The organism is Rhodanobacter sp. C06, assembly GCF_002001105.1.
GTDB lineage: Bacteria > Pseudomonadota > Gammaproteobacteria > Xanthomonadales > Rhodanobacteraceae > Rhodanobacter_A.
Map to the genome: position 1 here is coordinate 52,124 of NZ_MUNP01000077.1, position 16,733 is coordinate 68,856.

At 67.1% G+C, this 16,733-nt stretch carries 16 protein-coding genes; 3 read left to right on the forward strand and 13 right to left on the reverse strand.

Going from position 1 to position 16,733, the window contains the following annotated elements:
• Positions 1 to 5: 5 nt before the first annotated feature.
• Both B0E52_RS16965 and B0E52_RS16970 read right to left on the reverse strand, forming a co-directional pair.
• A complete protein-coding gene (locus B0E52_RS16965) occupies positions 6 to 497 on the reverse strand; it encodes a hypothetical protein (protein ID WP_077485779.1) in 492 nt (163 codons plus the stop codon).
• A complete protein-coding gene (locus B0E52_RS16970; RefSeq protein ID WP_077485781.1) occupies positions 494 to 1,279 on the reverse strand; it encodes a phosphatidylcholine/phosphatidylserine synthase in 786 nt (261 codons plus the stop codon). Before B0E52_RS16970 ends, B0E52_RS16965 begins: the two co-directional genes overlap by 4 nt.
• A 132-nt stretch (positions 1,280 to 1,411) precedes the next feature.
• Here B0E52_RS16970 and B0E52_RS16975 point away from each other — a divergent pair, with 132 nt between their 5' ends.
• The 3 genes from B0E52_RS16975 (at position 1,412) to B0E52_RS16985 (ending at position 4,264) form a co-directional block, all read left to right on the forward strand.
• Positions 1,412 to 1,843 carry a DUF4124 domain-containing protein gene (locus B0E52_RS16975; RefSeq protein ID WP_077485783.1) on the forward strand — a complete coding sequence of 144 codons (432 nt, stop codon included), beginning with the start codon at positions 1,412 to 1,414 and terminating at the stop codon, positions 1,841 to 1,843.
• Positions 1,844 to 1,996: 153 nt separating this feature from the next.
• Positions 1,997 to 3,694 (forward strand): proline--tRNA ligase, encoded by a 1,698-nt coding sequence (locus B0E52_RS16980; protein ID WP_077485785.1) that lies wholly within the window; start codon positions 1,997 to 1,999, stop codon positions 3,692 to 3,694.
• 249 nt (positions 3,695 to 3,943) lie between these two features.
• Positions 3,944 to 4,264 (forward strand): H-NS histone family protein, encoded by a 321-nt coding sequence (locus tag B0E52_RS16985; protein WP_077485787.1) that lies wholly within the window; start codon positions 3,944 to 3,946, stop codon positions 4,262 to 4,264.
• Between the two features lie 314 nt (positions 4,265 to 4,578).
• Here the strand turns inward: B0E52_RS16985 and B0E52_RS16990 are convergent, their stop codons facing one another.
• The 11 genes from B0E52_RS16990 to B0E52_RS17040 form a co-directional block, all read right to left on the reverse strand.
• Positions 4,579 to 5,823, reverse strand: coding sequence for a threonine/serine exporter family protein (locus tag B0E52_RS16990; protein WP_077485789.1), 1,245 nt, complete (start codon positions 5,821 to 5,823; stop codon positions 4,579 to 4,581).
• Positions 5,824 to 6,121: 298 nt separating this feature from the next.
• Positions 6,122 to 6,571: an NfeD family protein gene (locus B0E52_RS16995; RefSeq protein ID WP_077485791.1), complete on the reverse strand. Its 450-nt coding sequence runs from the start codon at positions 6,569 to 6,571 to the stop codon at positions 6,122 to 6,124.
• A gap of 12 nt (positions 6,572 to 6,583) precedes the next feature.
• Positions 6,584 to 6,964, reverse strand: coding sequence for an endonuclease domain-containing protein (locus B0E52_RS17000; RefSeq protein WP_077485793.1), 381 nt, complete (start codon positions 6,962 to 6,964; stop codon positions 6,584 to 6,586).
• A 125-nt stretch (positions 6,965 to 7,089) separates the two neighbouring features.
• Entirely contained in the window at positions 7,090 to 8,034 is a 945-nt protein-coding gene (locus B0E52_RS17005; RefSeq protein ID WP_077485854.1) for an SPFH domain-containing protein, read from the reverse strand.
• Between the two features lie 146 nt (positions 8,035 to 8,180).
• Positions 8,181 to 9,566 carry an ATP-binding protein gene (locus B0E52_RS17010; RefSeq protein ID WP_077485856.1) on the reverse strand — a complete coding sequence of 462 codons (1,386 nt, stop codon included), beginning with the start codon at positions 9,564 to 9,566 and terminating at the stop codon, positions 8,181 to 8,183.
• A 31-nt stretch (positions 9,567 to 9,597) separates the two neighbouring features.
• Positions 9,598 to 9,912, reverse strand: coding sequence for a hypothetical protein (locus B0E52_RS17015; RefSeq protein ID WP_077485795.1), 315 nt, complete (start codon positions 9,910 to 9,912; stop codon positions 9,598 to 9,600).
• A gap of 75 nt (positions 9,913 to 9,987) precedes the next feature.
• Positions 9,988 to 11,328: a sigma-54 dependent transcriptional regulator gene (locus B0E52_RS17020; protein ID WP_077485797.1), complete on the reverse strand. Its 1,341-nt coding sequence runs from the start codon at positions 11,326 to 11,328 to the stop codon at positions 9,988 to 9,990.
• 88 nt (positions 11,329 to 11,416) lie between these two features.
• Entirely contained in the window at positions 11,417 to 12,637 is a 1,221-nt protein-coding gene (locus B0E52_RS17025; protein ID WP_077485799.1) for an FtsX-like permease family protein, read from the reverse strand.
• Positions 12,634 to 13,944: an ABC transporter permease gene (locus B0E52_RS17030; RefSeq protein ID WP_077485801.1), complete on the reverse strand. Its 1,311-nt coding sequence runs from the start codon at positions 13,942 to 13,944 to the stop codon at positions 12,634 to 12,636. The genes B0E52_RS17025 and B0E52_RS17030 overlap by 4 nt, the downstream gene beginning before the upstream one ends.
• Positions 13,945 to 14,112: 168 nt before the next feature.
• Entirely contained in the window at positions 14,113 to 15,348 is a 1,236-nt protein-coding gene (locus tag B0E52_RS17035) for an FtsX-like permease family protein (RefSeq protein WP_077485803.1), read from the reverse strand.
• Between the two features lie 11 nt (positions 15,349 to 15,359).
• Positions 15,360 to 16,670 carry an ABC transporter permease gene (locus B0E52_RS17040; protein ID WP_077485805.1) on the reverse strand — a complete coding sequence of 437 codons (1,311 nt, stop codon included), beginning with the start codon at positions 16,668 to 16,670 and terminating at the stop codon, positions 15,360 to 15,362.
• Between the last annotated feature and the right edge of the window lie 63 nt (positions 16,671 to 16,733).

The window sequence follows — 16,733 nt, forward strand, 5'->3', positions numbered from 1 at the left end:
GGCGCTCAGTGCCCCGTCGTGGCCAGGCTGCGGCGCAGGGTGCGCAGGGCGATCCACAACCGCCGCTTGGCGGCCGCGTCGCCCAGCAGGAGGCCTGGCTCGTCCACCAGCACGATCTGCGCCTGCGCGGTCGCCTGCATCGGCAGGCTGCGACCCAGCGCATGCGCCTGCGCCTCGCCGCAGGCCAGGTAGGCGCGCGCCTGCGGCACGGCGATCTCCGCTTCACCGGGCTGCACCCGCACGCGTCCGGCGCGCGCCAGGGCGGCGCCGGCGGAGTTCAGGGCACGGCCCAGCAGATCCAGCTCGCGCGTGCCGCACGTCGCCGGCAACAGCACCACGCAATCGGCATTGGCGCTGGCCGGCGACGGCTCGTCGTCCAGCGACGGCATCACGCCGTCCGCCCCCACCTGCCGACGCAACCATGGCGTCAGGCCCAGCGCACGCAGCACGCGGGCACGGTGCGAGGCACCGGCGGGCGCGACAGCCTGCGCGTTCACGCCACACCCCCGCGCCGTCCACGACGGCGGTGCGCAGCCAGCCCCCACAGGGTCAGCACCGGGCCGGACAGCAGGTAGACCGTGAAACCGGCCAGCAACACGCGCGGCGGATCGAGGTAGAGCAGCACGAGGATCAGCAGTGCCGCCACGATCCACACGAAAGGCACGAGCTGGCGGTCGCCCAGCGGCAGCGACTTGAAGCTGAAATAGCGGAAGCGGCTGACCATCAGCAGGCCGGTGATCGCCGCGATCCACGGCGTGATGAAGCACAGCTCGGCACCGGTGACATCCGACTTGTCCATGCTCCACACGAAGGACATGCACACCGCCGCCGCGGCCGGACTGGCCAGGCCCTGGAAATAGCGCTTGTCCGCCACGCCCACCTGGGTGTTGAAGCGCGCCAGCCGCAGCGCGGCGCAGGCGGCGTAGATGAAGGCCGCAGCCCAGCCCAGCTTGCCCCACAGCGGGCCGAAGTCGCGCAACGTGGACAGCGACCACGTGTACATCACCAGTGCCGGCGCCAGGCCGAAGCTGACCAGGTCGGACAACGAGTCGTACTGCACGCCGAATTCGCTCTGGGTGCCGGTAAGCCGCGCCACGCGGCCATCCATGCCGTCCAGCAGCGCTGCGATGAACACCGCCACCGCCGCGTCACCATAACGGCCGCCGATGCTGGCGACGATCGCGTAGAAACCGGCCGCCATCGCCCCGGTGGTGAACAGGTTCGGCAGCAGGTAGATGCCGCGATGCCGGGGCGGGCGCACGGGCAGGAAGTCGCTCATGGATCAATCCGTGACGGGATAGACCCAGTGTAAACCATCACCCGCTTGTGTCCGGACGACGCGGGCGGTTAACTAATGCGATGCACCGGGGTGGGGAGCCCCGGCCATTTCCGCGTTGCCCTGGAGAATTCCATGTCCCGCTCGCTGATCGTCGTGGCGCTGCTGCTGGTCGCCCCGCTGGCCGTCGCCCAACAAATCTACAAGTGGACGGACGCCAAGGGCACGGTGCACTACTCGCAATCGGCGCCGCCCGAGGGCACCCGTTTCCAGCAGGTGAAGCTGGCCGGCGGCGTGGAGTCCCCTGCCAGCCCGGCCGCGCAACCGGCCGCCGAAACCGCGCCGGCGCCCGCCAGCGCACCGGCCCCGGCAGGCCCGGTGGCCGACACCCCGGACAACCGCGCCAAGCTGTGCGCCACGCTGAAATCCAACCTCGCCACCCTGCAGGGCAGCGGCCCGGTGGTGATGCAAGAGAACGGCAAGCCCGCGTTGCTGGACGACACCCAGCGCAAGCAGCAGGTCGAAAGCGCCCAAGCGCAATACGAACAGTATTGCGCGGGAAAATAACAGGGCGTTTCGAGGCTGTAGCTCGTTTCGCGCAAGAACAGCTTCAGTCGTTAGCTTGACGACCAGAGCCAGAGCAAGCCATGCCTCTGCGGAACCGTCGAGACGGTTCCGCGCGGCTATAATCCGGCTTCTTTCAGTCCGGAATCGCCCTGCATGCGCCTCAGCCAATTCCATCTGGCCACCGTCAAGGAAGTGCCCGCCGACGCCGAGATCGCCAGCCACCAGCTGATGCTGCGCGCCGGCATGATCCGCAAGCTCGCTTCCGGCCTCTATACCTGGTCGCCTCTGGGCCTGCGCGTGCTGCGCAAGGTGGAAAACGTGGTGCGCGAGGAAATGAATCGCGCCGGCGCCGTCGAAATGCTGATGCCCACGATCCAGCCGCGGGAACTGTGGGAGGAAACCGGCCGCTGGCAAAAATTCGGCCCCCAGCTGTTGAAGATCAAGGACCGCAAGGAGCAGGAATTCTGCTATGCGCCCACTGCCGAGGAAGTGATCACCGATTACGCGCGCAACGAGCTCAACAGCCACAAGCAGCTGCCCGTGAATTTCTACCAGATCCAGACCAAGTTCCGCGACGAGATCCGCCCGCGCTTCGGCGTGATGCGCGCGCGCGAATTCCTGATGAAGGACGCCTATTCCTTCCATCTCGGCCAGGATTCGCTGGCGGAAACCTACCAGGCGATGTACGACGCCTACGCGCGCATTTTCACCCGCCTTGGCCTGAAATTCCGCGCGGTGCAGGCCGACACCGGCGCGATCGGCGGCAATGCCAGCCACGAATTCCAGGTGCTGGCCGATTCGGGCGAGGATGCCATCGTGTTTTCCGATGGATCCGATTACGCCGCGAATGTGGAAAAGGCTGAGGCATTGGCGCCGGCGACGAGCCGCCCCGCTCCTGCCGCCGAACTGCAGCGAGTGGATACGCCCGTCCAGAAAACCATCGACGAGGTGAGTGCCTTCCTCAAGGTCGTGCCCGCGCGATGCGTGAAGACCCTGCTGGTGAAAGGCCGCGACGGCCTGGTGGCGCTGTGCCTGCGCGGCGACCACGAACTCAACGAGGTGAAGGCCGGCAAGCTGGCGGAATTGCCTGATGAATTCGCGCTCGCCAGCGAGGCGGAAATCCTCGCCGCCACCGGCACGCACCCCGGTTTCATCGGCCCGGCCGGCCTGCCAGACGCCATCCCGGTGATCGTGGACCGCAGCGCCGCCGTGCTGGCCGACTTCGTCTGTGGCGGCAACCAGGACGGCACCCACTACACCGGCGCCAACTGGGAACGCGATGCGCGCGTCACCCGCGTCGAGGACATCCGCCAGGTGGTCGAGGGCGACCCCTCGCCCGACGGCAAGGGCACGCTACACCTCGCCCGCGGCATCGAAGTAGGCCACGTGTTCCAGCTCGGCCCCAAGTACGCCGAGGCACTGGGCGCCACCGTGCTGGACGACCAGGGCAAGGCGCAGGTGATGCTGATGGGCTGCTACGGCATCGGCATCAGCCGCATCGTGGCGGCCGCGATCGAGCAGCGCCACGACGAGGCCGGCATCGTCTGGCCGGAGGCGATGGCGCCGTGGCGCGTGGCGGTCTGCGTGATCAATCCGAAGGGCAATCCGGAGATCGCCGCCGCCGCCGAATCGCTCTACCAGGAGCTCGCCGCACGCGGCATCGAGACCGTGCTGGACAATCGTGGCCTGCGCCCCGGCGCGATGTTCGCCGACATGGAACTGATCGGCATCCCGCACCGCGTGGTGGTCAGCGAACGCGGCCTCGCCGCCGGCACGCTGGAATACCGCGCCCGCCACGAGGCGGAAAGCCGCGCCGTGACCCGTGATGAACTGCTCGGCCTGCTCGATTAAAACCGGTCGCCAATGCCACGACAAACGGCCGCCATGCGCGGCCGTTTGTTTTCACGGCCGGGGCGTTTCTCCGGGCCATTATCCCGGTTAATGGCCACGCGCAATACCGCCACGCTACCATGGTTTTTTTGTGAAACCGCTCGCTTTGCAAAGACGGTTTATTTGCGCAAGAATGACCACCGCGCCGGCAATGCCATTTGTCCTGCATTGATCCGAGCCACCACCATTTCATCGTTCCGGGAGTCTCCGATGGCCGTCGATATCAAGAATCTCAACCACAATCAGCTCAATGACCTGATCACCAAGGCGCAATCGCGCCAGCATGAATTGCGCAAGGAAAAGGTGGTCAAGCTGCGCGAAAAGGTCCACGCCTTGATCAAGGCCGAGGGTTACAGCTTCGACGACATCTTCGGCGGCGCCCGCGGCAAGCGCCGCAGTGGCGGTACCGTGCCCCCGAAATACCGCAACCCGGCAAATGCGGAACAGACCTGGTCCGGCCGCGGCAAGCGCCCGCGCTGGTTCAACGAGGCGCTGAAGGCCGGCAAGAAGGAAAAGGATCTGCTGATCTGATTGGGTGCGGTACCTTGCGATCATCCATGATCGCGAGGATCAAATGGGCGGCCGTTCTTGGCCGCACTTTTCACGAGACACCCCATCATGAAAACGCCGGCCCTGCGGGTCGGCGTTTTTTTGTGGGGATTCACAAGCGGGTATTCGCGTGCGCGCGCCCTCTCCCCAACCCTCTTCCTCGCTCCTCAGAACAGGGCCATCCATGGCCCTTCTTCGCGTCCGCAAGCGGGAGAGGGGGGCAAACGGGCCGAGCGGGTTCGCGATCGTGGCGGCATTCGCAGCGGGACGCTGGCCGGTTTCGGTCGGTTTTTGTTTCATAAAGATCTTCGGGGTGACACCAGCAGTTCGCCGAACAGCAGGCCGGCCACCAGTGATACCAGCAGGGTGAGCAGCAGCAAGGCGGTGTCCATGCCCAGGGTGGTATCGCGTTCGAGCAGGAAGGACACGCTGCGGAAACCCACGCTGCCCGGCACCAGCAGCAGGATGCCCGGCTCGCGGATTACCGCACCCGGCCGCTGCCGCAGCCGCGCATAGAGGTTGGCCAGCGCGCTGACCAGCAGGCCACCGACGAACACGCCGAACGGCGCGCTGGGCAGGTGCCCGGAGAATTCGCCGCCCCAGCGCGTGGCGAGGTAGCCGGCGATCACCGCCACGACCACCGCCGGCCAGTCGCGCCGTGCCGCGCGGAACAGCATGGCGAACGCCACCGCCGCCACCAGCAGCGCCGGCCAGTCGGTCCAGCCCGGTAGCGGTGGCAGGGCGAAATCGCGCGCGTGGATGCCGAACGCGGCGCAGACCTCGGTGGCCGCCACGGTGCCGAAAGTGAGCTTGAGCAGGGTTGCCGTGGCGCCGCCCAGGCGCGCCATGCCGGACACCAGGTGCCCGCTGGACACCTCGCGCACCGCGGTGGTGAGCGACATGCCCGGCACCAGGATGATCAGCGCCGCCAGCACCACCGACTTGATCGCCAGCGGCACCACGAAGGCACTGACCAGGATCGCCACCGCGGTGGCCACGATCGCGCTGATCGCGTCGCTGGCTACCGCCAATCGCGGCCGCGTGGCGGAAAGGATGGTGATGCCGCCGATCAGCGAGCCGATCACCCCGGCCACCACCAGGTCCACCCAGGAGCTGTGCAAGAACAGCGCGGCGATGCTGGCGGCGGACAGACCGTAGCTGGCAACGGTCGTGATCCTGGCCTTGCGCGTGTCCGGCGCGCCCAGCGCGCGCAGCAGGCGGAAGCCTTCGCGCAGGTCCAGCTCGCCCGCGATCACCCGGTCGGCGATCTCATCCGCCTCGCACAGTCGCGCCAGGTTCACGTCGCCGGGGGCGAGACGCATCACCTGGGTGGTCTGCGCCACGCCCTCGTCGCCCTGCCCCAGGTCGGAGAACGAGATGATGATCGCGGTGGGGCTGGACCACACGTCGGCCTGCAGGCCCAGTCGCCGCGCCGAAAGGTCGATCGCCATCTCCAGTCGCGGCGCCGAGGTGCCGTACTGGTGCAACCGCCGCGCCAGTTCCAGCAGGAAGGCGATGCGCGTGTTTGGGAGCCTGCTCATGATCTCCAGATACCCCGCGTTGCCATCGAGCGGTCGTCAGGTGGTGGTGCGTGGCGCAGCGCCTGACTGGCCGTCAGGCCAAGCCGCGCGCTGCCGCATGGCGGCCACTCGATGACAACCCGCAGGGCCGGGGCTGTTTGCCCGCATGACCACGTCATCACTTGGTCGTGGACGGACGTCCACTTCCTCGTTCTTCCTCGCCCTGCGGGCAAACAGCCTCCGGCGCGGCGCGCCTGGAGAACATGAGCAGGCTCCAACGCCGCGGTGGCGATTGGCCGGGAACCCGCGGCTGGTGTATTCATGCAGCGGCGCGCACCTTGAGCGTGGTGCCGTCCACCGCCACCACCTCCACCGTGCTGCCCAGCGGCAGGTCCGGCCCGCTGACCAGCCACTGGCCATCGCCCACGCGCACCTTGCCACGGCCGTTGACGATGGGCTCGATCAGCTCGTAGCGCTGGCCGATCATCTGCTCGCCGCGGCGGTTCAGCCGTTCGCCGCCGGGCACGCGCCGCTCGATCCGCGGCCGCAGCCAGCGCGCGTAGGCGAAGCAGGCAGCCAGCGCCAGCAGCGCGAACAACACCGCCTGCGCCAGCAGGCCCAGGCCGGGAATCAGCCACAGCAGCACGCCCATCGCGGCCGCGGCGATGCCGATCCACAGCAGGAAATAGCCGGGCACCATCACCTCACCCGCGATCAGCAGCAGGGCGAGGATCCACCACAGGTAGTGCGTTGCGATCTGTCCGAGCATGGGAAATCCTGGCTATTGGCTCCCCTCTCCCGCCTGCGGGAGAGGGGCTGGGGGAGAGGGCACGGCTTCGACGAATTGCCCGATGCGCTCCAGCACGTTTTCCGTTCGATCCATCACGTCGTGGTTCCAGAAGCGCAGTACGGTCAATCCCTGCCCCGCCAGCCACGCATCACGCTCAAGATCATAGGCGACTTGATCGCCATGTTGGCTGCCGTCGAGTTCGATCACGAGGCCGCGTTCCATGCAAATGAAGTCGACGATATAGGGGCCGACCGGTTTCTGGCGCTTGAACTTGAGGCCGAGGAAGCGGTGGGCACGCAGAAAATACCAAAGCCGCTCCTCGGCAAGGGTCTGCGCCGAGCGCATGGATTTGGCGTGATCCAGGTTGCTCATGCCTGATTCCTCCGTGAAAAGCCCCCCTCTCCCCCGGCCCCTCTCCCGCAAGCGGGAGAGGGGAGAAACTCCCGCAGCCCCCTCGCCCGCTTGCGGGAGAGGGGCCGGGGGAGAGGGGCTTTCCGTCAGCGCGGTGGCGGCACCGCCTTGGCGGCCGCCTGCTGCTGCCCCAGCGACTCCTTGGCCAGCTCCGCGATGCCGGCCATCGCGCCGATCACGCCGGTGGCCTCGATCGGCAGCAGCAGCATCTTCTGGTTCGGCGAGGCGGCCATCGCCTTCAGCGCATCCACGTAGTTGTTGGCGACGAAGTAGTTCAACGCGTTGACGTTGCCGCTGGAAATCGCATCGGACACCAGGGTGGTGGCCTTGGCTTCGGCGGCAGCGGAACGCTCGCGCGCCTCGGCGGCGCGGAACGCGGCTTCCTTCTCGCCCTCGGCGGCGAGGATCACCGACTGCTTCTCGCCCTCGGCCTTGAGGATCGCCGCCTGGCGGAAGCCCTCGGCGTCGAGGATGTTCGCGCGCTTCTCGCGCTCGGCCTTCATCTGGCGCGCCATCGCGTCCACCAGGTCGCGCGGCGGGGCGATGTCCTTGATCTCGATGCGGTTGACCTTGACGCCCCAGGGGTGCGTGGCCTCGTCCACCACGCGCAGCAGCTTGGCGTTGATCGCGTCGCGCTGGCTCAGGGATTCGTCCAGGTCCAGCGAGCCGAGCACGGTACGGATGTTGGTCATGATCAGCGCCAGCGTGGCCTGCTCCAGCTGCGCCACCTCGTAGGCCGCCTTGGCCGCGTCCAGCACCTGATAGAACACCACGCCGTCCACGCGCACCACGGCGTTGTCCTTGGTGATGACGTCCTGCGAGGGCACGTCCAGCACCTGTTCCATCATGTTCATCTTGCGGCCGACGCCCTGGTAGACCGGGATCAGCAGATGCAGGCCCGGCGTGAGCGTGCGGGTGTACTTGCCGAAGGTCTCCACCGTCCATTCGTAGCCTTGCGGCACGATGCGCACCATCTTGAGCAGGGTGACCACCACCAGCACCACGATGACCAGCGCAAGAAACTGTCCCATGACCTGCTCCATTCCCCAGTGAGAGCTGCAGTATAGGCGAGCACATCGGTTGTCGTAGGAGCGGCTTCAGCCGCGACCGGCGTGGCGGGAGATCGCGGCTGAAGTCGCTCCTGCAGCCGCTCCTGCGGCCGTCCCCGCAATCGCATCTAGCGCGAACCGATCTGCGGCAGGCGCAGGCTCACGCGCAGGCCCCCGCCTTCGCGGTTGGCCAGCAGCACCCGTCCGCCATGCGCCTCGGCGATCTCGCGCGCCAACGCAAGGCCGAGGCCGGTACCGGAGCGCTTGGTGGAATAGAACGGCAGCAACGCCTGCGCCAGCACGGTTTCGCTCATGCCCGGGCCGCGATCGGCCACCTCGATGCGCAGCTCGCTGCCGGCATCGAGGATGGTCAGGCTGACCTCATCCTCCGCGCCGCCGGATTCGTGCGCGTTCTTGATCAGGTTGATCAGCACCTGCTCGATCTGCACCGGATCGAAGCGGCCGGGATGCGCAGGTGCCGGCGCGGCAAGCCGGTAATGGCAGTGCAACGCCAGCGAGGCGAGGAACGGCTCCCACTCCACCGTCTGCGGCTGCGGCGCCGGCAGCTTGGCGAAACTGGCGTAGCCGGCGATGAAGCCGTGCAGGTGCTTGGCGCGCTCGCCGATGGTGGCGAACACGCCGGGCAGGCGCTCCAGGTTGCCGCGGCGTGCCAGTTCGGCACCGGAGTGCGCCAGCGAGGAGATCGGCGCCAGCGAGTTGTTGAGCTCGTGGCTGATCACCCGGATCACCCGCTTCCAGGTCGCCACTTCCTGCCGCGACAGCTCGCGCGTCATGCGCCGGAACAGGTGCAGTCGGTGCGGCCGCCCCTGCAGGCGGAACGCGCGCTGTGACAGGTGGAAGGTTTCCTCGCTGCCGTCCATCTCCACGCTGAGCAGCGCGTCCTCGCCGCCCTGCACTGCGCGCGACAAGGCCTCCGGCGCCTCGGTCAGCAACTCGGTGAAATCCAGCCCGTTGAGGCTCTTGCCCTCGTTGAACAGGTGGCGCGAGGCGATGTTGGAATAGACCACGCGGCCGTTGCCGTCGGTGAGCACCAGCGCCACCGGCGTGTTCTGCACCACCGTCTCCAGCAGCAGCTCGCGCTGCACCAGGTGCTGGCGCTGCTCGCGCAGGGTCTGGCCCAGCGCGTTGTGCATGCGGATCAGTTCGCCCAGTTCGTCGCTGCGGCGTGCCGCGATGGAGAAGCTGAAATCGCCGTCGCGGTAGCTCGCCACCGCGCCTTCCAGCGCGCGCAGCAGCCGGCTCAGCGGCGACATCACCAGATATGCCAGCCACCAGGCCAGCGGCAGCAGCACCAGCGCACTGACCACGAGGCCACCGTACATGCCCAGTTGCGCCGGCGTGCGCAGCGACACCGACAAATCCTTGTGCAGCCAGTCGAACAGTTGCGGCAGCGGCCACTGGGTCAGGCCCACGTAGACCAGCGCGCCAGCCACCGCGGCCACCGCGAGCAGCAGGGTCAGCCGGAACTGCAACGAATTCAGGCGGCGCCACATCAGCGGCAACCCTGCTTGGGCGTGGCGAGGCTCAACGGCATGCCGGATCGTGCGGCGTCTGCGCGCAGCTCACCGGCGGCTGGCCGTTCTGCCAGGCGCGCCCGGTGCCCATCACCGCGTTCTGGTCGTTCGCGCGCGGCGCCGGCGGCTCCTTCTCCCAGGTCTTGCGCGATTCCTTGAACTTGAACGGCGAGGGCTTGGCCTTGTCGGCGTGCACGGCGTAGTCGCGCGGAGCGGCGACACTGGCGGAAGGCGCGACGCGCGCCCACTGGTCGGGCGCCGTCTGTGCCGTGACCGCGAAGGCCAGCAGGCACAGCGGCAGGACAACGAGGTTTCTGGTACGCATGGCAATCCCCGGATCCGGAAGCATGAACGCTGCGGCAGCTTTCCATGCCGCCATGATGACGGCAAGGGACATACGTCACGCCGACGCCGTCAGCCCGTAACGCTCCATGCGCCGGTACAGCGCCTGTCGCGACAAGCCCAGCACCTGCGCGGCGCGGCTCACCACGCCCTCGGCCTGGTGCAGCGCGCCCTCCACCGCCTCGCGGCTGGGTTCGTCGAGGTTGCGCACGGCGGCCGGTGCGACTTGCGGCAGGTTGAGCAGCTCCGGCGTGATCGGCTTGCCGCCAGCCAGCAGCGCCGCGCGCTCGATCGCGTTCTTCAGCTCGCGCACGTTGCCCGGCCACGGATAGGCCAGCAGCGCCTCGCGCGCGGCGTCGCCCAGCATGGCGCGGTCGGCCAGGAAATGCTCGGCCAGCGGCAGGATGTCGTCGATGCGCTCGGCCAGCGGCGGCAGGTTCACCTCGATCACGTTGAGGCGGTAGTACAGGTCCTCGCGGAAGGTGCCGGCGCGGATCATCGCCTTGAGGTCGGCGTTCGTCGCCGACAGCACGCGCACCTTGGCTTGGCGCGTCTTGCCCGAGCCCAGCCGCTCGAACTGGCCGGTTTCCAGCACGCGCAGCAGCTTCATCTGGCCCGGCAGCGGCAGGTTGCCGATCTCGTCGAGGAACAGCGTGCCGCCGTCGGCCAGCTCGAAGCGGCCCTCGCGCGCCTTGTTCGCGCCGGTATAGGCGCCAGCGTCGGCGCCGAACAGCTCGGCCTCGATCAGCTCGCCCGGCAGCGCGCCGCAGTTCACCGCCACGAACGGGCCCTTCTTCACCAGCGAGTTCGCATGCACGATCGCCGCGATGCGCTCCTTGCCCGCACCATTCGGCCCGGTGATCAGGATCGGCACCTCGGCGCGCGCCACTTGGCAGGCCAGCTCCAGCGTGCGCGCCATCGCCTCGGAGGCGAACACCAGGCTGTCCAGGTCGTAGGTGCTCTGCAGCACTTCGCGGCGGCGGCGGCGCTCGCGCCGCGCGCGGCTCACCTCGCGAGTGGATTCGGAGAGTTCCAAGAGGTTCTCCACCGTGGCCAGCAGCTTGTGGTCGTCCCAGGGCTTGGCGAGATAATCCGCGGCGCCGGCCTTCACCAGCTCCACCGCCGTCTCCAGGTGGGTCCACGCGGTCAGCAGGATCACCGGCAAGTCGGGGTGGCTCTCGCGGATCGCGCGGAACAGCTCCACGCCCTCCTCGCCCGAGGTGGTGTCGGCGGTGAAGTTCATGTCCTGGATCACCACGTCCACCCGCTCGCGCTCCAGCGTGGCCAGCCCCTCGGCCTGGTTCAGGGCCACCAGCGGGCGGATATCGTGCAGCGACAGCAGCAGCGACAGCGCCTCGCCCACGGCGGGGTTGTCGTCGACGATCAGTACGGTACGCATGGATTTCCTGCACATGTCCGCATGGATGCGGCTCCGGTTGAAAAGGTTGCCATGACCACTGGCCTACGTACATGAAAATTTCCGCGCATTACACGCTCCGCGTCGCCACCACCGGCGGCACCGCCGCCGCGCGGAGCGCGGGACCGAGCACGGCAAGCTGGCCGAGCAGCCACAGTGCCAGCGCACCGACCGCAAGGTAGTGCGACGGCAAATGCGCCAGCTCGAAGCGGTGCATCAGGAACAGGTTCAGCGCATAGGCGAACAGCGCACCCAGCAGCACGCCGCCGCTGACGATGAGCAGGTTTTCCATCTGGAAGTAGTGCAGGATGTCCCGGCGCGTGGCGCCGAGCGCGCGGCGCATGCCGATCTGCCTTCTCCGCTGCTGCACCCAGAAGCTGGCCAGGCCGCTCACGCCCAGCGCGGTGACGATCAGCAGGATCAGCATGATCGCCACCAGCATGCGGCCGGCGGCGAGGTCGCTCTCGAAATAGTTTTCGCGCAGCTCGGCCATGGTGAGCACCTTGCTCTCCACATGGCCCGGATTGGCTTTCTGCAGGGCTGCCGCGGCGGCACGCAGCGCTTCCGGCAGGCGACCTGGCTGGCTGCGCACGAGGTAGCCGCCGCCCATGTTCTGTGTACCGACGCGGAATTCGTACACCAGCGAATCATCGTCGCTCGCACTGCCGGTGATCTCGCCGCGCAGGTGATCCACGATGCCGATCACCCGCAGGCTTTTGGTTCCGTCGTAAAGGATGCTGCCCAGCGCGTTCCCGTCCGGATACAGGCGTTGGGCGAGCGACTCCGTCAGCAGCGCCTGAACAGGCGCGGCAATCTTGCCCATGAGGACGTCCATGACATCGGGAAGCTCGGTATCCGTGAAGTCGCGCCCACGCACGACGTGCAGCCCCAGCGTACGGTTCAAGCCCTGGCTGCCCACGAACTCGTAGGCATGCACGGCGGGGTGCTGCCGCGAGGCATCGAGAAAGAGTGGGCCGCGATCCGCGTGCCACAGGGGCAGAAAGCCGTAAGCGGCATCCGCCACGCCGGGCGCGGCGCGCATCGTGGCGAGATTGCCCGCGACGGTGCCGGGATTGTCTTCGCCGATCACACCGATGCTCTGGATCAGGCCGATCTGGCTCTCCGCCACACCTGTCGGCGTATGCGAGCGCTGCATGGTGCCGTACACGATGAACACCAGGTTGCCGAGCACCGCCATGGTCAGCGCGATCTCCAGCACCAGCAACAGCACCGCGGTCTTGTGGCTGCGCAGCGCGGCGAAGATGGGGCGAATCTGGAAGAAGATTCTCATAGCGATTTCACCTGCAGGGCGGGAGCCACGCGCGAGGCGCGCAAGGCGGGCCACACGCCGGCGGCGAGTGCCGACAACACGGCCAGCGCCAGCGCGATGCCCAGCATGGAAGGATCGAAATGCGCGGACGCGGCAAAGCTCACCGGCTGCTGGCGCACCATCCACAGGCCCAGCCACGCCAGCGGCAGGCCGAGCAGGCCGCCGGCCACGCCCACCACGCCGGCCTCCACCAGGCATTGCAGGAACACCGCGCGGCGCGAGGCGCCCAGCGCGCGACGCACGCCGATCTCGCCCGACTTGCGCAGGAACTTCGCCACCATCAGGCCCACGGTGTTGACCATGCAGATCAAGAGCACACCGAAGGCGATCCAGGTCTGCATGCGCACGGTCACCGGGATCACGTGCTTGACGTCCAGCCAATCGAGCAGGCCACGCAGGCGCACGTTGGGTTCGCGCTGGTAGCGGCCCAGCTGATGCTGCTGCGCGCTGTACTGGGTGAGCACCGCGCGGTACTCGGCCACCTGCGCGGGCGTATCCAGTTGCACCCAGAACTGCGCCCAGGTGCATTGCTTGGCCTTGGGGTCATGCAGCCCCGCGCCCGGGTCGTTGCCCCAGCAGCGCATGGGACCGTAGCCGTAGTCCTGCGGCAGATCGAGCCAGGTAAAGAACGGCAGGTACATCTGCTCAGCCTTCGCGAAGGGACCGTCGTTGATGTCGTAGAAGCGCGGCTGCGGGTTCCAGTCGTCGATCACGCCCGCCACGCGGAAGGTCTTGGTGGCGATCACCAGGGTCTTGCCCACGCTGTTCTCGCCGCCGAACAGCTTCTGGTTCATCGCCCGCGACAGCACCACCACCTGCGCGTGGTTCGCATCGTCCTGCGCCGACCAGGCCGAACCGTAGAGGAAGGGCACGCCGAACATCGCGAAGAAATCGGCGGTGGTGGCGCGATCGGTGAACATCGCCAGCGGGCTGTCCGGCGCATCCTTGCGCACCGGCAGCCAGTTGCTACTCATCACCGCGCGGCGCGGCGCAATGCCGAGCTGGTACAGGTTCACCGCATCGACATAGGTGAGATCGTCCGGCGGCTCCTCCGTCGCACCCGGCAGATCCGCCGGCCGCGGATCCACCTGCGGATGGAACAGCATGTCGCTGCGCCCCGGCAGCGGGTTGCCCGACAGGTTGTGCAACACCGCCAGCATGGTGACCGATGCGCCGATGCCCAGCGCGATCGCCAGCATCATCAGACCGGCGAGTATGGGCGTGCGCTTCAGGCTGCGCAGCGCCAGATCAAGGTAATAACCGAACACTCCACTTCTCCTTGTTGAACTCCCCTTCCTTCGAGGAGGTCTTGCATATCTCCCCTCTCCCGCTGGGAGAGAGGCTGGGGGAGAGGGTTCGGCCAGTGCGCAATGCCGCGCTCCGACCGTACCCTCTCCCGCCCGTTGGGCACCCTCCCCCGGCGGGGGAGGGGAAGATCACACGCTCCGTGTCGCCACCACCGGCGGCACCTGCGCGGCGCGCAGCGCCGGCGACAGCACCGAGAGTTGCCCCAGCGCCCACAGCACCGCTGCGCCGATTGGCAGATACCACAGCGGCAGGCGCGGCAGTTCGTAGTGCGTCATCAGCAGGAGATTCATCAGCACGGCCAGCAGCACGCCCAGCACGATGCCCACCGTGACGATCAGCAAGTTCTCGGTCTGGAAATAGCGCAGGATGTCGCCACGGGTGGCGCCGATGGCACGACGAATGCCGATGCTGCGCGTGCGCTGCTGCACCCAGAAATTCGCCAGCCCCGCGATGCCCAGCGCGGTGACGAACAGCAGGCCCAGCGCCGAGGCGATCAGCAGGCCGATCATGGTGGTGTCGCGCTGGAAATAAGCATCGCGAATCTGCGAGTACGTCTGCACCTGATCCGGGTCGATGACGCGGGTGGGATCGACCTTGAACAGCACCGCCTCCGCAGCTTTCAAAATGTGCTCGCGATCACTCGGCGCACTGCGCAGCACGTAGATCTCGCTGGTGCTGTCCGGCAACTGCGGCATGATCACGCTGGCGTAGCCATCCCCCATGCCGTGCAACTCTGGACGCGCCAACGTGGCGACAACACCTGACACCTGCAAGGCATTGCCACCCAAGATCATCACCTTGCCGAGCGCGTCCTGCCCCGGATAGAGCTTGTCGGCCAGCGCGCGACTGATGATCGCGACATGTGGATTGTTTTCCGCCGTGTATTCCCCCGGAAGGAAATCGCGCCCTGCCACCAGTTGCAGCCCCAGCGTGTTGAGCAGACCGGGCGTGCCATCGTAAAAACTGGACAGTGGGCAATCGCCACCCTTGAACAACGACGAGGTACGCATCGCCTGCTCGAACACCTGACGGCTCGGGCACGCGGGGCCAAACGAATCGTTGCGGTTCAGCGGCAACGCACTACTCACCGCCACGACGGATTCCACGCCGGGAATCGCACGCAATGCCGCAAGGTCGGTATCGTGCAGCGCCTGCGCATTCTGGTGGAGATCAGTCCCGGTGCTCTGGATCGTGGACAGCTCGCTTTCGGCAATGCCAGTCGGCATCGAAACATCCGCGATGCGGCTGGCGATCATGAAAGCCACATTGCAGACGATCGCGCAGGTGAGGGCCACTTGCAGCGTCAGCAGCATGGCAGTGAGTCTGTGGTGGCGCAGGGTGGAAAGAATCGGTCGAAGTTGCATGGCGATCTCCCTCAAAGCGTCTTGAGTTGCAACGCGGGCGCCACGCGGCAGGCCCGCCACGCGGGAAGCAAGCCGGCGATCATGCTGGCGAAAACCGCCAGCGCCAACGTCGTCAGCAGCATCGACGCGTCCATGCGCGCGATGTGGGCGTAGTCGTCAGGTCGGTGCCGCACACTCCACAGCCCGAGTTCCGCGATCAGCACACCAAGCACGCCGCCGGCCACGCCAATGACCGCCGACTCGATGCCGAACTGTACGAAGATGTCGCGCCGCCGCGCACCCAAGGCGCGGCGCACGCTGATCTCGCCGCTACGGCGAAGGAACTTCGCCAGCAGCAAGGCCATGACGTTCACCATGCACACGAGCAGGAAACCCAGCGCCAGCCACATTTGCAGGCGCACGTCGCCGGGCACGAGGTTTTCGTGCACCAGCCAGCCCATCAGGCTGTACAACCTGGCGTTGGTTGCCGGGCGCTGGAATCGGCCCAGCGATTTCTGCTGCGCGGAGTAGTCGATCAGGAACTGCCTGTACGCAGCCACCTGCGTGGGCGTGTCGAGTTGCACCCAGAACTGCAACCACGTGGTAGTCGCGCTGCGCATGTCGCCATTGGGCATCTTGCCCCAACTGTCCACGTTGCCGTCGGTGCCCAAATTCAAATCCACTGCCGTGGAAAGCGGCAGGAAGAACAGGTCACGGTCGCTGTACCGCTTGGTCCGGCTGTCGGCATAGAACAGCGGCGACGGTTGCCAGTTGGTGGTTACGCCGATCACGCGAAGATCGTTTTCGCCCATCCTGACCATCTTGCCAACGGCGTCAGTGCCGCCGAACAGCTTGCGCGCAAGCGAATCGGCCAGCACCACCACATGCGCGCCGGCCGCATCGTCGGCCGCGCTCCAACTGCTGCCGCGCTCGAATGGCACGCCGAACATGGTGAAGAAATCCGCCGTGGTGTAGCGACCATCCACGTAGAACGATCGCATGCCCACAGCCGATGGACGCACCAGCAAGTGACCTGCCGCCATCGCTGACTGCCGCCGGGCACTCTGTGCATTGAGCAAGGCCATCGCATCCGGCCAGGTGAGGTGATCGGAGGGGTCATAACCATTGGCGAAAAAGTTGCCTTTGAGCGGCAACGGATTGAGATGCGGCACATACAGATGCGAGCTGCGCCCCGGCAGCGGATCGTCGGTCATCACGTGCAGCACCGTGAGCATGGTCATCGACGCACCGATGCCCAGTCCGATGGCGAGCACCATCAGGCCGGTGAGGATCGGTGTGCGCTTGAGGCTGCGCAGGGCCAGGTCGAGGTAGTAGCCGAACATTCGATGCCTCCTTGATTGAACTCCCCTCTCCCGCTTGCGGGAGAGGGGTTGGGGAGAGGGCGC